Here is a 13,760-nt window from a genome sequence, read left to right on the forward strand (position 1 = left end):
CCTGCTTTTGACCGAAAACGCGGCAAATTCAAGCCTCTACTGACCCCTCCGGGAAACCCCTCCCCAACCGGCGCAACCGGGCCACGGGCGCGCGCCCACGGCTGCCGCCGTGGCCGCTCCCATCCTGCCGCCACTTCAATTCGGCGACATCGGAGACACCGGTCAATCGGCATAAAGGATGCTTCTGATAGGCTCACGGCCGGGCCGGCTGCGAGCGTCATGTGCCATTGACCTGCTCGTTGCATAGTTGAGTGAGCTTGGAGACGACAGTGCTGGATATGTTGAAAGGACGCCGCCAAAATGGGGCCGAAAGCGCAGATATCGGCCTCGGCACGATCCGCAAGCCGGTCATCGGCCTTGCTCTCGGAGGCGGCGCGGCGCGCGGCTTCGCCCATATCGGCGTGATCCGGACCCTGATGGCGCACGGCATCGTGCCCGACGTGGTCGTCGGCACCTCGATCGGCGCCGTGGTCGGCGGCGCCTATGCAGCCGGCCAGCTCGATACCCTGGAGGAATGGGCGCGCAGCCTGCAGATGCGCAACATCCTCGGCTATCTCGATATCCGCCTCAACGGTTCCGGGCTGATCGGCGGCGAAAAGCTCGCAGCCCAACTCGAAGCCTCGCTCGGCCGCACCGCCATCGAGGACCTGCCGATGAAGGTCGCCACCGTGGCGACCGAAATCCGCACCGGCCACGAGATCTGGCTGACCCATGGCAGCCTGGTCGACGCGATGCGCGCCTCCTACGCCCTGCCCGGCATCTTTGCGCCGGTCCTGATCGGCGATCGCTGGCTGGTCGACGGCGCCATGGTCAACCCGGTGCCGGTGTCGGCGGCGCGCGCGCTCGGCGCCGAAATCGTGATCGCCGCCAACCTGTCGAGCGACGTGTTCACCCATTCGACCACGATCTATTCCCATGGCCAGCCCGTCGAGGTGCCGGAGACGGTGATGGAAAGCACACCGCCGAAACGCCGCTTCGGCCGGCTGTTCTCGGCCGAGCGCGCCGTGAAACGGCAGTTCTTCGGCGGCGGCGGCCGACCGGGCATCTCCTCGGTGATGGTCGACGCCTTCAACATCATGCAGGACCGCATCACGCGCGCACGCCTCGCCGGCGATCCGCCGGATCTTCTAATTTCACCCCGGGTCGGACAGATCGGCTGGTTCGATTTTCACCGCGCGGCCGATCTCATCGCGTTCGGCACGAGAGCGGCCGAGCGCGCGCTGGATTCCATCCAGGAGGCGATCGGCGCTGCGGCACCGACCGGCGGCGGAGCTACGCCGTCTTGATGTACTGACGCAGCGCTTCCTGCTCGGTCTCGTATTCCTGGACGCGCCACTTCACGACGTCGCCGATCGAGATCAGGCCGACGACGAGGCCGCCGTCGATCACGGGCAGATGACGGAACTTGCCGTTGGTCATCATCTCCATGATCGACGCCACCGTGTCCGCCGGCTTGCAGCTGACGACGCGGCGCGTCATCACCCCCGACACCGGCTCGGTGAGAACAGTGGCGCCGCGCTCGCCGAGCGAGCGCACGATGTCGCGCTCGGAGAGAATGCCCTCCATCCGCGTGCCCGACATCACCAGCACCGCGCCGATCTTGCGATCGGCGAGCAGCTTGGCGGCTTCGGCAAGTGTGGTCTGGGGCTCGACGCTCTCGACCTTGTGGCCCTTGGTGTCGAGGATCGCACGTACTGTCATTGCTCGTCTCCTTGAGAGGCCGGTGCGCCTTCTTGAGCGAGGCGTCGTTGCGGCCGATGCCTGCAGCAGTTTTCAGTCAAGCGAGTATTCGATCAACAGTCTGGCAATGCAAACGATCCAACTTTGTCGATCGCGCTCAGGTTGCAGTGCCGTCGGCAGGCCGGCCTTGGTCTACGAAGACCGGCCTCAGATTCGAAGAAAATCGGCCTGCCTTATTTGCCCGGAATCGTGCCCCGGTTGCATCAGGCGCAAATGATGAATGAAATCACGCGCGCTCGCAAGCGCAGGATCGCGGCAACTAACCGTCGATCGGATCGGATGGCAACGCAGGTGCAGCATCATCACGCACATGCGGGATCGGATCGAACAGCGCAAACAGGATGAGACCGGCGACGAAGCCGCCGATATGGGCCTGCCAGGCGACATCGGCGCCGTCGGCGCCCGGCGTCAGATCGAAGGCGCCGAACACGATGTTGACGCCGAACCACACCGCGAGAAAGACGAGCACCCGCGGGTTGCGCAGCGCACGCCACAGCGACAGCGCCGGCACCCTGGCCGCCGCCTCGGCGTCGCCACGGCCGAACGACAGGAAGCCGCCCCTGACGAAGGCAAAGCGCATCGCCGCGGCCATTGCGCCGGACACTGAGGCCGAGGCGCCGATCATCGGCGCCAGCGCGTGCTCGTGGGTGACGAGATGCGCCAGCGCGCCCGCGGCCGCCGTAACGGTCAGGAACAGATAGAACCGCACGGCGCCGAAGCGGCGCGCCAGCGCACTGCCGAACGGCAGCAGCCACAGCACGTTGAAACCGATATGGGTCAGATTGGCATGCAGCAGCGAGTAGCTGACGAAGGTCCAGATCTTGGCCGCGGTGCCGCCCGGGAATGCGCCGTCCAGCAGGGTCTGGTCGTACCGTTTCGGGACAAAGGCGAACAGGTCGATGATCCAGCCGTCCCACTCTTCCGGCAGCAGCACGCGCAGATGGATGAAAGCGATCAGGACGATGTAGGCCGTGAGCGCCCCCGGCAGATTCAGCACCGGCTCCCGCGCGGCCTGAAGCGGCGGATCATGGGGGTCTGACGGTGAATCCAAGGGGCCGCACGCCTTCGAACGAGAGGAACAGACCCGTCAGATAGGCGGCTTTGGCCAAGATGTGCAAGCGCACACATGCAGAGTTTGTGGACGGGCTGGAGGCCCGGCTTGACGCAGATCTCGAAAGCAAAGAGGGAGAGCTCTGAGAAAGCCCTCCCTCGCGAGATCCGCCGGTCTTGTCCGCGTCGGGAGAGCCTTGGATCAATGTCCCGCTCTTCCGGCGCGGCGACCGGACTCGTTTGACGCCGCCCCGTGTCCTTCACCGTGTCGCGGCGGACCTTCCACCTTCCGGCCGCGACCTGATCAATGCATCATTAACGATGCCGGGGCCGCCGCCAAGTTCATCGTTAATTTAACCTTAACGCGCGGAAGGCCGGGGGAAAGCCGGGGAAGATCGCACCATCGGCATGGACGCTGCACAACCCCTCCTGCACAACGAACCAGGGAAGCCCCTGGACGAAAGCGGGACAGCGATGTCCTGCCGGCGTCGAGGGCGCGAGGGGTTATTCAGATGAAACATCCGTCCAATCGCGAGTTCTTCGCCTATTGGAACGCAAGGCGTGGCCGCGCCAAGGCACCGGAGCGCAGCGATTTCGAGCCGGCGGCGGTGCGCGAGCTGCTCGGCGACATCTTCGTGCTGTCCTGCGATGCGGCAAGCGGCTTTCCGTTCCGCATGGCCGGCACGCGCCTGTGCGCCCTGCTCGGCGGCGACGTCAAGGACCAGAGCTTCCCGGCGCATTTCGTCCCCGGCAGCCGCGGCGAGATCGAGGAGATCACGACCGTGGTCTGCGAGGAGACGCTGCCCGCGATCGCCGGCGTCAGGGCCGAGGCGCCGGATCGCAGCACGGCGCATTTCGAGCTCCTGCTGCTGCCATTCGCCATCCGCGCGCATGAGCCGATCAGCCTGACCGGCCTGCTCGCCCCGTTCGAGACGCCACAAGGCGCGCTCGGCCCGCTGGAAATGGTCTCCTGGCGCTACATCCATCCGCCGGCCGAGCCGATCGTGCCACGCGCGCTGCGCAAGCTCGCACTCGCCCGCGGGCTCATGGTGTATGAGGGTTTGCGCTAGGCAAACAGGCCGCGCTCGCCTCAGGGCGAGCCCGTTAGCGGCGTCAGCCCACTGCCGTCGGGCGCGAATGCCGCGACGTGATCGGAGACGACGAAGGACATGAGATCGCGTCCGACCACCAGCGGCCCTCGATAGGTGCTGCGGGTGCGCGCGCTCAGGGCATCCTCCGGGACGTCGGGCACAGGCTTCACCGTCGCGAACACGATGTGCGAGTAGACCGCGAGCTTTGGCTTGGCCTGCGCGAAAATCTTGCCGGCCTCCTCGGGCGAGGTGTGATGATCCTCGATGGCGCGGTAGTTCGGGTAGGATGTCAGCAGTTCCGGATCGATGACGGCGACCTCATGGATGAGGAGATCGGCGCCTTCGGCCGCCTTCGCCACCCGCGGATCGGGCTTGGTGTCTCCGGACAGCACGACCTTCTTGCCATCGAATTCGACGACATAGCCGAACGCTGGCTTGATCTTCTCGCCGTGATTGACCTCGATCGCGGTCACCCTGACGCCGTTGCTGTCGTAGACGACTCCCGGCGCGACATCGGTCGCGGCAAAGGCAGCGCCTTCGGGCGGGTAGTTCTCATCAGCGATACGGATGCGGATGTCCTCGGCGAACGCCTTCGTGAGGTTCTCGGTCATGGCCACCGTCCCCTGCGGTCCGAACACCACCATCGGCTTCTTGCGCGAGGCCCAGGGCGTGCCGATCCATCCGCTCAGCCACATGTCGGGCAGACCCACGACATGGTCCGAATGCAGATGCGTGATGAAATGCGCGGTGATGGAGCCGAGCGGAATGCCCTTCTGGAAGAGGCGGATGGTGGAGCCGCGCCCGAGGTCGAACAGGAGCCGCTCGGGCCCAGCCTCGATCAGGGTCGCGGCGCTGAAGCTCGACAGACGCGGCGTCGGCGTGCCGGTCCCGAGCAGTGTCACCTTGATCTCGGCCGCGCCGGCCGGCATCGATGCCACGACGGCGCACGCCAGCGCCACAGTCGCGCATATCAGGCTTCGCATCGGACGTCCCTCCCGTTTCATCTTGGCGCGATGACGCGCGGGCGCTGTCTAGCAGGGTCTCCGGCTCTCCTCCATGGGAGTTTGCAGCCGGCTCCATGTCGTTCCGATAACGCTGAATTAACCGTGCAGCATTTAGTTTCGTTGCTGGAGCGTCCGGCGCTGCTAAGAGCCCGGCTTTGAGTGGCGAAACATGGCGTTGCCGAATAAAAAACAATCACTTCCGGCCGCCGAGGAGCGCCGCCGTTTCCAGCGGGTCAAGGTCCACCTGCTCGGCCGCTACATGCTGCCCGACCGCCGTGAGTTTCCCTGCCAGGTCATCAACATGTCGCCCGGCGGGCTCGCGCTGCTCGCTCCCGGCATCGGCAATGTCGGCGACCGCGTGATCGCCTATCTCGACCATATCGGCCGCGTCGAGGGCAAGATCACCCGCATCATCGACAACGGCTTCGCGATGACGATCGGCGCGACCGCGCGCAAGCGCGACAAGCTCGCGGCCCAGCTGACCTGGCTCGCCAACCGCGACATCCTCAACCTTCCGGAGGATCGCCGCCACGACCGTATCATTCCGCGCAACCCGATCGCGGTGCTGACGCTCGAGGACGGCACCAAGATGACCTGCCGCATCATCGACATGTCGCTGTCGGGCGCGGCCATTGCGGCCGAGACCCGGCCGCCGCTGAAATCGCAGGTCATGCTCGGCCGCGTGCAGGCGCGCGTGGTGCGCAATCTCGAAGGCGGCTTCGCCATCGAGTTCGTCCATGCGCAGCTCGCCGAAACGCTCGAAGAGAGCGTTACCGCGCGGTAAAGCCGAAAACCCCACGAATCCCGCAACTTCACGGAGAGCAGGCGTCCGCCACCGCGGGCGCCGTTCGGCGTTCGGCCATCGCATGCCGCATCCGGTGGAGTTAATGCAGGGCCTGAAAAGCGCCGCCGACGCTGCAACGGCAGCGGTTCGCGTCTTAATGCGGAGCATTTGAATCAATCCCGATCGATTCAAATTTTAAGCGAATTCGATTCAACAAAGATTTGATTTATCGCCTTGTTTGAATTGGGTTTTCGTCAAATCCATCGTGGCGATTTAGCGGCAGCGAAAAATCTTTGTGAGACACATGGTCCCAACGAAAACGGGGGCCAAAATGGTTAGGCGGACGGGACAGGCGAAGGGTTTGGCGGTGGTCGCCTTCCTGATGGCGATGGGCGCAGTGGCGCATGCCGGTGATGACCGGGTGCTCTACGCGAGCCTTGGCGACACGACGCGGGCCCCGATCGGCTGGATCGAGTTCTGCACCGAGACTCCCGAGGAATGCCGCGGCGGCGCTTCGCAGCCTCGCGACATCGTGCTGTCCCAAACCGCCTGGCGCGATCTGCTGAAGGTCAATCGCTGGGTCAACGAGAACGTCAAGCCGATCACCGACATGGACCATTGGGGCGTGGTCGAGAAATGGTCGTTGCCGACGGACGGCTATGGCGACTGCGAGGACTACGTGCTGTTGAAGCGCAAGCTGCTGATCGATGCCGGCTGGCCGCGCGAGGCGCTGCTGATCACGGTGGTGCGCGACAAGAAGGGTGAGGGACACGCCGTCCTCACCGTGAAGACCGACAAGGGCGAATACGTGCTCGACAATCAGAACGAGAGCGTCGTCGCCTGGACCGAGACCGGCTACCGCTTCGTCAAGCGGCAGTCGCAGAGCGACCCGAACGTGTGGGTCTCGCTCGGCGACGGTCGCCCGGCAGTGGCCACCGCCAGCGCAAGAGAGCGCTGATTACAGAGGCGAGACACGAATTCGAGTTACGCGACCCGGTCACATCCCCACCCCTCCCCGTCCCAGACCGGTTCGCGCGCGGCCAGCTCTCCCCCAAGGGCTGGCCGCAACTTTTTTTGGCCTTGCTTCGACGATATGTCGCAGACGGGGCGCGGCGCGTGCCGGGCAACCTTGTTTTCCCTCGACCGTCGGGTTTAGGTTGTTGGCATGATGATGATCCTGCGAAGCGCGACCTTGCTGGCCGCAGCCCTCACCCTGGCGAACTGCTGCATGTCGGGGACCGGCTGTTCGGGACCGGTGGCCTCGGCCAACGCGCCCGCAGCCTCGCCGGCGATGGCCGCCACGCCGACCGCGATCGGAGCGCAGCAGACGACCGCAGCCGCCGACTGGGACGGCCGGGTCACCTCCTCGGAGCCCGACACCGACATGGCGATGGAGCCGGAGATCGGCGCTGCGCCGCGCAAGGGCGGCAAGCGCAAGGGCGACGCCCGGGTCGACGTGATGTCCTCACAGTCGAGCTCCAGCTATCGCGGCCGGATGAGCTGGGAGGACGAACAGGCCGCCGACCTCGCCGACGAGGCCCGCCTCAAGCAGAAGCTCACGATCTGCCGGAACTGTAGCGTAACCCAGTAAGCGACTGCTTCCGCTGCGCTTTGACCGATGCCGGCGGGGCCCGGCCGGCAGCCGCAACTGCGACAACCGCATGGCTGGCCCGGGCCATTTCGGGCTTGCAGGCCTCTCTTTTGTCGGATTTCCTAATCAGACCTTGACGACGAGGTCCGTCCGCTGAGCGCACGCGTTGTGCCTCGAGCTGACGGCGTCCATCGCTCGAATTTTCGGCCTCTCCCATTTTCGGGAGACGCACCCGACGTTTTTTTCGATTTTGGATGGTTTCGTGATGAATCCCGTGATGCGCGACATCAGACGCTACCCCGAGAAAAGCGCTGCCAGTCCGGCGCGGGGATCTCAGCCGATCGCGCTCGCCGCCGCCACTCTCCTGGTCCTGGTCGCCGGCATCGGCGGGATCATGCTCTGGCGCGCCTATGGGGGCTCATCGGTCGAAGCCGAACGCGGCGCGGCAACGCGACAGTTGCAGGCCAGGACGGTGCAGGCCTCCGAGCAATTGGTGGAGAAGACCAAGGGCCTGGAGGCCACCCAGCAGGAATCGATCGACCAGTTGCAGATGATGCAGGAGCAGTTGCAGAGCATGCGCCGCCTGCTCGCCGCTCAGCAGGCCGACACCAAGCGCCTGTCCGACCAGGTCTCGACTCTGAAGGACTCCGTCGACGGCCTGCGCCAGTCCTTCGCCAGCGCGCAATCCTCGGAACAGGCCGCGACGCCGTCGCGCAATCGTAACATCCGGGCGCGCGCCCATGCGAGCCGCAGCGGACACCGGCATCGCCGCAGCCGATCCTGAGCCGGACGAACCGCGTCTTCCCTGTACAAATCCCGCCGAATTTTCCCGGTGTCTTGTGAAATGCTTCACAGAGCAACGCGCGGATTCGGGCCATCCTGAGGTCACCGGATGGCGAGCCAATTTCAGGATGGCGCAGGGCCAATTTCAATATCCGGGGCTGGCAAGGTCGTTGGCGCTATACTGCGCCGACGGCCTTGTTTTTTGGTGGTTCCCCTGATCGCAGGATGCCGACGGAAACTGCGCGGCGAGGCCTCCTCTCCTGCTGGTGACTTGCTTTTGACCGGGAGTTCTCGGCTCAATGCGCGCCTCACCTCTCCAGAGGAGCCGCCATGTCAGCCGAACTGTCCGCCGAACCTGCAACGACGTCTGATGTCATCGGACTGACCAAAGTCGCTCCCTTCTCGCGCCGCGGCTTCATGACCGCGTCCGCGGCGGTGACGGCCGGCTACACCCTGGCGGCGGGCCCCGTTCGGGCCGAGGTCATCACCACCGACACCAGCGGCCTCAATGCCGGCGATGCGAAGGTCAAGGTCGCCGATGGCGAAATGCCCGCCTATTTCGCGAGGCCCGCCAGCGCCAGCAATCCGCCGGTCGTCCTGGTCGCGATGGAGATCTTTGGCCTGCACCAGTACATCAAGGACGTGACGCGGCGCCTCGCCAAGCTCGGGGTGCTCGCAGTGGCGCCGGACTACTATTTCCGCGGTGGCACCGACCTCACCAAGATCAGCGAGATCAAGGAGCTGCTGCCGATCGTGAACGCGAAGCCCGATGTGGAGTTGCTGTCGGATCTCGACGCGACGGTGGCCTGGGCCAAGTCACAGGGCGGCGACACCTCGCGCCTCGGCATCATCGGTTTCTGTCGCGGCGGCCGCACCGTGTGGGAATATGCGGCCCACAATGCCGGACTGAAAGCCGGCGTCGCTTTCTATGGCCCGCTGATCGATCCGCCCAATCCAGCCTGGCCGAAGAGCCCGACCCAGCTCGCATCCGAGATCAAGGCGCCCGTGCTCGGCCTCTATGGCGAGGCTGACACCGGGATTCCCGTGGCCAGTGTCGAGGCGATGAAAGCCGCGCTCGCGGAGAACAAGAAGACGGCGGAGTTCAAGATCTATCCCGGCGCGCCGCACGGCTTCCACGCCGACTACCGCCCGAGCTATCGCAAGGACGCCGCCGACGATGCCTGGGCGCAGATGCAGGCGTGGTACAAAAAGTACGGCGTGCTGAGCTGAGAACCGTAGCCCGGGCGAGTGCTGGCGAGCCCGAAGGGCGAAGGCGGAAGCGACCCCGGGATCTCGATAGTGGTCGTGGCTTGCCGGGACACGTCGAACGCGTCCGGCGTCTCACGGGCGGCAACGCTGAACCGGCATATCGCTGGCGCCGAAGCCCGCCGGGCTTCGGCTGTCACTCACGCCGGCTACGAAGCCATGCCGGCTACGTGCCGCGGATCAGCGCCGCCGGCGAATCTTAGCTGGTTGGCGATCGCCCTGCTCGAGCTCCCAGGCCATCCAGACCAGTGCGGCGCCGAGGCTGACGACGACGCCCATGAAAACGAACGTGAGTTCAGGGGATGTGAGTGAGTTCATCATGCCTGGATCCCGTGCAAGCGTTGCGCCAGCTCTTTCTCCGATGCCGCTGCGATCGTCGCAGCGACAACAAATCGTGACGAGATATGGTTAAGCCGACGTGAGCGGTCCTCCGGTCACGCGCTTGGATCATTCACAGACTTCGACGTTGCGGTAGCGCCAGCCGTGCGCTGTCCGCACGCGCTTCTTCACGACGTAGCAACCGCCGAGGTCTTCGTAGGTGTAAGGGTAGTACTCCTGATAGCCGCCGTAATAATAGGGATAGCCGAAGCCGAAACCGATGCCGAAGCCCGGGCCGAAGCCGCGGCCGAAACCATGATGAAATCCGCCGCCGTGGAAGCCGCCGCCATGAAAGCCCCCGCCACCATGAAAGCCGCCCGGCCCGTGCGCTGAAGCCGTCATCGGGGCCATCATCACGGCGATCACGCCAGCCGCCAGCAATCCCATCATTGTCTTACGCATCGATCCGTCTCCAAATCCAAACCATGGCAATGACCAGCGTCATTGCAACACCCATCCTTTAAAGCCTGATTTGGAACAGCTCGCGAGCAACAGCACTCACATCTGCGCGATTTGGTATCTCCACGTCACATCTACGGTCGCGGCAACAATCAGCAACTGCGGCAGATGCTCTTCACCTTCTGATCGACCTTCCGGTTCTCGCGCTGGATTTCGGCATCATCAGACGAATCGCCAGTTCGGTTCGGACCCGTCACGGTGCTTCCAGCCGCGCCGCGACCAGTGCCGGTCGTGACGCCCGAATTGCCGGTCCCTGCCCCACTCGCGCCCGAGCCGGACGACTGCGCCGTGCCGAGGCTGTTGGTGCCGGGCGGTCCCGGCTGCGACGGATTGCTGGATGCATTGCCGAGACCCGCGGCATTTCCGGAGGCAGCTCCGCTCCCCGCGCTCGTCCCCGTCGTCCCGCTGCTCGCTGCACCACCAGCCGCTGCGCCGCCCCCTGCCGCGCCCGGGCCTGCAGCTCCGCCAGCACTCCCTCCGCCGCCGGCACCACCGCCTCCGCCGCCACCTTGCGCGAACACGGCGGTCGCCGCAGTGAGACCTGCAATCAAGATCAATGCGCCCAATGACGATCTGGCCATAGGATGTTCTCCCTTTACGCTTCAACCCGACGGAGCGGACCGCGTTCCGGAACGAATGTGACCGGGAGAGGATTGATGGGACGAGGAGAGCACGGCCTGGTGCGCAAGCTGATCGCCTTCGACGAGGACACGTTCGACAAGCTCAAGCAGCTGAGCCGCGATCACATGATCGGCCTGCAGGATCTTGCGGACGAAGCCTTCATGGACCTGCTCGAAAAGCACGGCGTGCCGGCCGATCTCAAGGACGCGCTCCGCAAGAGCGCCGCCGAGGATGGCGGCGACGCCGGCAAGCCGGCGCGCAGGCGTAGTGATGAGCCCAAGAGCCTCAAGACCACCAAGACCAAGACCACCAAGACCAAGCCGAAGCAGAGGAGCAGACGATCAGCATGACCACCGACCCCGATCCGTTCGAACGAGGTGAGCGCGCCGCGCGCGAAAACATTCCGGCCGAGGCCAATCCCTATCAGGACGGCAGCGAGCAGCACGCGCTGTGGGCCAGCGGCCATGAGCGGATCGCCGGTGCCCGCGAAGCCGGCGAGTCCGAGGGCACGTGAAAATGGCGCGCGAAGATGTCGCGAGCGCCTGATCGCGACCGACAGCCTCAGCCGATCTTCTTCAGGCCCTTGGTGTAGCGTGGTCCCTTGGCGACATAGGCCTTGGCTGCGATCCCCATGCGCTCGACCTGCGCCGGCTCGAGCGTACGCACCACACGGGCGGGCGCGCCGACGATCAGCGAATATTCCGGAAAGTCCTTGCCCTCGGTGATGATGGCGCCGGCGCCGACGACGCTGCCGCGGCGGATATGCGCGCCATTCATGACGATCGAGCCCATGCCTATCAGCGCGTCATCCTCGACCGTGCAGCCATGCAGGATCACATTGTGGCCGACGGTGACGTTCCGGCCAACGCGCAGCGGAAATCCGGGGTCGACGTGACAGGTGGCGTTGTCCTGGATGTTGGACCCTTCGCCGATCTCGATCGCGTCATTGTCGCCGCGAATGACCGCGCCGAACCAGACGGTGACCTCGCGGGCGAGCTTCACGCGGCCGATCACGGTGGCATTCTCGGCGATGTAATAGTTGCCGTCCGCCGGCAGCTCGGGCGCCTGCCCGTCGAGTTCGTAGATGGCCATCGAGGTCTCCCGTTCGCGAGAGACCTTGGCACAGCCCTTGGCGCGAATTCAAGCAAGCGCGCCGCGGCCCGCAGCTGGAACTAGGTCAGCACGCCCGCGGCACGCAGCGTCATCACGAAGAAGGTGCCGGACATCATGCTCCAGAAGCCGGCGATCACGGTCGCCAGCATCACGAATTCGAAGCGGCGGCGCTCGATACGCGCGCCGCGCAGCGTGTTGCGCATGATGATGAAGGGCGCGGCGAACACCAGGAACGGCACCGCGGCAAAACGGCGGGGCGTGACGCCCTCCTGCAGCAGCTCGAACCCCGGCGGACGCTCGGCATAGGCCTGATAGCCGCTCGCCAAGGCACCGGCCAAGGCAAACCCGATGAGGAGCGAGAACACGGAATTGAAAGCCTCTGCCGACATCGAACGCACTCACACAAATTGCCGAACTGCCCGATGCTGGTTTGGCAAAATCCGGCGGGCGCCGCCACATTATCCTTAAGGAAGGGTTAATCCGGGCCGCATCGGGCGCGCCGGCCCACCGGCAAGATCCTGCAGAAAAATCGCGAGGGCGTGGCATAGTCGGCAGTGATTCGCCCCCGAGATCCCCTGCCCGCCATGACGATGTTTTCGGTCCGCAGCGCCCGCCCTTCGAACCGACATGGCCATGCCATGCCGATCGTGGCCGGCTGTGTGCTGGCCGCTGCCGCCATGGCCCTGGTCGCCTATCTGCTGTGGCCGACATGGCGCGCCGGCGCCTTCAAGGGACCCGAGCGGCTGCCGGTCAGCATCGGCGGCACCATCTTCAACGTGCAGGCCGCCGCCATCCGCGTGAAGATCCAGCGTCACACCGGCCCGCAGGAGCGGGTCGATCTCGGCTTCGACTATCCCTCGCTCGCTCCGCCCGAGGCGCCGCATCACGTCAGCGCCGACCAGATCGACGAGGCGCCGCATCCGATCGACCGCATCTTCGTGTCGATCTCGGCGCATCACGACGCGCTGTCGCCGGAGGCTCGGCTGAAGACGATCTATCCGCGCTATCTGAGCCCGGCCGCCGTGCCGGTGCAGGACGGCCTGACCATGCGCAGTTTCCGCGCCGGCACGCCCTATGATGTCGAGGATCTGTTTGTCGCGGAGCAGCCGGCGCTGGCGGCCCGCTGCACCCGCGACGCAGCGACCCCCGGCATGTGCCTCAGCGAACGCCGTGTCGACGGTGCCGACCTCGTGTTCCGCTTTCCGCGCAGCTGGCTGTCGCAATGGCAGGATGTCGCCGCGGCGATGGAGCGGCTGACGGCGCAGATGCACGTTGTGAAGTAGTTCGTTACAGAAGTCGTAGCCCGGCAGCGATATCCGGGTTCTCCGATACAGCGCATGTGAACCCGCATGTCGCTGACGCTCATGCGGGCTCCGCTAACCGCGCTTTCCATGCGTAGGGTGGGGCACAGCGGTCGCCCGCAGGGCGATTGCGTGCCCACCGTCGATCCGCACGTTCGGTTGAGAGACGGTGGGCACGGCGCCACTGCGATCTCATAGGTGGAGAAAGCACGGCCGCGCCTTTGCCCACCCTGCTTCCTACTCGACCAGATCGTCTTCCAGGATCGCCATCTGGAACTGGAACGAGCGATCGTCGTCCTCGTCGTCGACGAACAGCACACCGATGAACTCCTCACCGATATAGACCTCGGCGGAGTCTTCCTTCTTCGGCCGCGGCACCACGCGAATCTTGGGATTGCCGAACACGCGCTTCAGATACGCGTCGAGCTTCCTGACTTCCTGAACATCCACGGGTGATCTCCAATCGCAGCGGGGGTTTGCTCGTTGTTCAAGGACATGACACAGCGGCACGTCCTTGTCCTCGAAGCTTGGTAGTTCAGCCCGTTGATCCCGGCACTGCACCGGCGTCACCGAACGGAC

The 13,760-nt window shown here is 65.2% G+C and carries 19 protein-coding genes; 10 read left to right on the plus strand and 9 right to left on the minus strand.

The window, feature by feature from the left end; translation table 11 throughout:
- Positions 1 to 269: 269 nt before the first annotated feature.
- Positions 270 to 1,286: a patatin-like phospholipase family protein gene (locus ACQR1B_RS10030; protein WP_434831091.1), complete on the plus strand. Its 1,017-nt coding sequence runs from the start codon at positions 270 to 272 to the stop codon at positions 1,284 to 1,286.
- Here ACQR1B_RS10030 and ACQR1B_RS10035 read toward each other — a convergent pair.
- Complete coding sequence (locus ACQR1B_RS10035) at positions 1,273 to 1,701, minus strand: CBS domain-containing protein (RefSeq protein WP_434831090.1); 429 nt, start codon at positions 1,699 to 1,701, stop codon at positions 1,273 to 1,275. The two genes, ACQR1B_RS10030 and ACQR1B_RS10035, sit on opposite strands and share 14 nt — an antisense overlap.
- A 298-nt stretch (positions 1,702 to 1,999) precedes the next feature.
- Positions 2,000 to 2,791, minus strand: coding sequence for a rhomboid family intramembrane serine protease (locus tag ACQR1B_RS10040; RefSeq protein ID WP_434831089.1), 792 nt, complete (start codon positions 2,789 to 2,791; stop codon positions 2,000 to 2,002).
- Positions 2,792 to 3,302: 511 nt separating this feature from the next.
- Between ACQR1B_RS10040 and ACQR1B_RS10045 the strand changes: the two genes are divergently transcribed.
- Positions 3,303 to 3,860 carry a PAS domain-containing protein gene (locus ACQR1B_RS10045; RefSeq protein WP_434831088.1) on the plus strand — a complete coding sequence of 186 codons (558 nt, stop codon included), beginning with the start codon at positions 3,303 to 3,305 and terminating at the stop codon, positions 3,858 to 3,860.
- Between the two features lie 20 nt (positions 3,861 to 3,880).
- On the opposite strand, the gene ACQR1B_RS10050 is transcribed toward ACQR1B_RS10045, so the two are convergent.
- Complete coding sequence (locus ACQR1B_RS10050) at positions 3,881 to 4,864, minus strand: MBL fold metallo-hydrolase (RefSeq protein ID WP_434831087.1); 984 nt, start codon at positions 4,862 to 4,864, stop codon at positions 3,881 to 3,883.
- A 190-nt stretch (positions 4,865 to 5,054) separates the two neighbouring features.
- On the opposite strand from ACQR1B_RS10050, the gene ACQR1B_RS10055 reads away from it, so the two are divergent.
- From ACQR1B_RS10055 to ACQR1B_RS10075, 5 genes are all read left to right on the plus strand, one after another.
- Positions 5,055 to 5,669, plus strand: a complete 615-nt coding sequence (locus ACQR1B_RS10055; RefSeq protein ID WP_434831086.1) for a PilZ domain-containing protein — start codon at positions 5,055 to 5,057, stop codon at positions 5,667 to 5,669.
- A gap of 331 nt (positions 5,670 to 6,000) precedes the next feature.
- Positions 6,001 to 6,627 (plus strand): transglutaminase-like cysteine peptidase, encoded by a 627-nt coding sequence (locus ACQR1B_RS10060; protein ID WP_434831085.1) that lies wholly within the window; start codon positions 6,001 to 6,003, stop codon positions 6,625 to 6,627.
- A 207-nt stretch (positions 6,628 to 6,834) separates the two neighbouring features.
- Positions 6,835 to 7,260 (plus strand): hypothetical protein, encoded by a 426-nt coding sequence (locus tag ACQR1B_RS10065; RefSeq protein WP_434831084.1) that lies wholly within the window; start codon positions 6,835 to 6,837, stop codon positions 7,258 to 7,260.
- Positions 7,261 to 7,537: 277 nt separating this feature from the next.
- Positions 7,538 to 8,044: a hypothetical protein gene (locus ACQR1B_RS10070; RefSeq protein ID WP_434831083.1), complete on the plus strand. Its 507-nt coding sequence runs from the start codon at positions 7,538 to 7,540 to the stop codon at positions 8,042 to 8,044.
- A 416-nt stretch (positions 8,045 to 8,460) separates the two neighbouring features.
- Positions 8,461 to 9,273, plus strand: a complete 813-nt coding sequence (locus ACQR1B_RS10075; protein WP_434831211.1) for a dienelactone hydrolase family protein — start codon at positions 8,461 to 8,463, stop codon at positions 9,271 to 9,273.
- A gap of 216 nt (positions 9,274 to 9,489) precedes the next feature.
- On the opposite strand, the gene ACQR1B_RS10080 is transcribed toward ACQR1B_RS10075, so the two are convergent.
- From ACQR1B_RS10080 to ACQR1B_RS10090, 3 genes are all read right to left on the minus strand, one after another.
- Complete coding sequence (locus tag ACQR1B_RS10080) at positions 9,490 to 9,630, minus strand: hypothetical protein (RefSeq protein ID WP_434831219.1); 141 nt, start codon at positions 9,628 to 9,630, stop codon at positions 9,490 to 9,492.
- Between the two features lie 126 nt (positions 9,631 to 9,756).
- Positions 9,757 to 10,089, minus strand: coding sequence for a hypothetical protein (locus ACQR1B_RS10085; protein ID WP_434831082.1), 333 nt, complete (start codon positions 10,087 to 10,089; stop codon positions 9,757 to 9,759).
- A gap of 149 nt (positions 10,090 to 10,238) precedes the next feature.
- Positions 10,239 to 10,727, minus strand: a complete 489-nt coding sequence (locus tag ACQR1B_RS10090; protein ID WP_434831081.1) for a hypothetical protein — start codon at positions 10,725 to 10,727, stop codon at positions 10,239 to 10,241.
- A 75-nt stretch (positions 10,728 to 10,802) separates the two neighbouring features.
- On the opposite strand from ACQR1B_RS10090, the gene ACQR1B_RS10095 reads away from it, so the two are divergent.
- Together ACQR1B_RS10095 and ACQR1B_RS10100 are read left to right on the plus strand one after the other, a co-directional pair.
- Positions 10,803 to 11,117: a hypothetical protein gene (locus ACQR1B_RS10095; RefSeq protein WP_434831080.1), complete on the plus strand. Its 315-nt coding sequence runs from the start codon at positions 10,803 to 10,805 to the stop codon at positions 11,115 to 11,117.
- The gene (locus tag ACQR1B_RS10100) at positions 11,114 to 11,281 is read left to right on the plus strand and encodes a hypothetical protein (protein ID WP_434831079.1); all 168 of its coding nucleotides are present in this window, start codon (positions 11,114 to 11,116) and stop codon (positions 11,279 to 11,281) included. The genes ACQR1B_RS10095 and ACQR1B_RS10100 overlap by 4 nt, the downstream gene beginning before the upstream one ends.
- 47 nt (positions 11,282 to 11,328) lie before the next feature.
- On the opposite strand, the gene ACQR1B_RS10105 is transcribed toward ACQR1B_RS10100, so the two are convergent.
- Together ACQR1B_RS10105 and ACQR1B_RS10110 are read right to left on the minus strand one after the other, a co-directional pair.
- Positions 11,329 to 11,859, minus strand: a complete 531-nt coding sequence (locus tag ACQR1B_RS10105; RefSeq protein WP_434831078.1) for a gamma carbonic anhydrase family protein — start codon at positions 11,857 to 11,859, stop codon at positions 11,329 to 11,331.
- A gap of 80 nt (positions 11,860 to 11,939) precedes the next feature.
- Entirely contained in the window at positions 11,940 to 12,269 is a 330-nt protein-coding gene (locus tag ACQR1B_RS10110; RefSeq protein ID WP_434831077.1) for a DUF6949 family protein, read from the minus strand.
- A 195-nt stretch (positions 12,270 to 12,464) separates the two neighbouring features.
- Between ACQR1B_RS10110 and ACQR1B_RS10115 the strand changes: the two genes are divergently transcribed.
- A complete protein-coding gene (locus ACQR1B_RS10115) occupies positions 12,465 to 13,163 on the plus strand; it encodes a hypothetical protein (protein ID WP_434831076.1) in 699 nt (232 codons plus the stop codon).
- A 255-nt stretch (positions 13,164 to 13,418) separates the two neighbouring features.
- Here the strand turns inward: ACQR1B_RS10115 and ACQR1B_RS10120 are convergent, their stop codons facing one another.
- A complete protein-coding gene (locus ACQR1B_RS10120; protein ID WP_006611186.1) occupies positions 13,419 to 13,631 on the minus strand; it encodes a DUF3126 family protein in 213 nt (70 codons plus the stop codon).
- Positions 13,632 to 13,760: the final 129 nt, after the last annotated feature.

The organism is Bradyrhizobium oligotrophicum (assembly GCF_051168495.1).
GTDB classification, from domain to species: domain Bacteria; phylum Pseudomonadota; class Alphaproteobacteria; order Rhizobiales; family Xanthobacteraceae; genus Bradyrhizobium; species Bradyrhizobium oligotrophicum_A.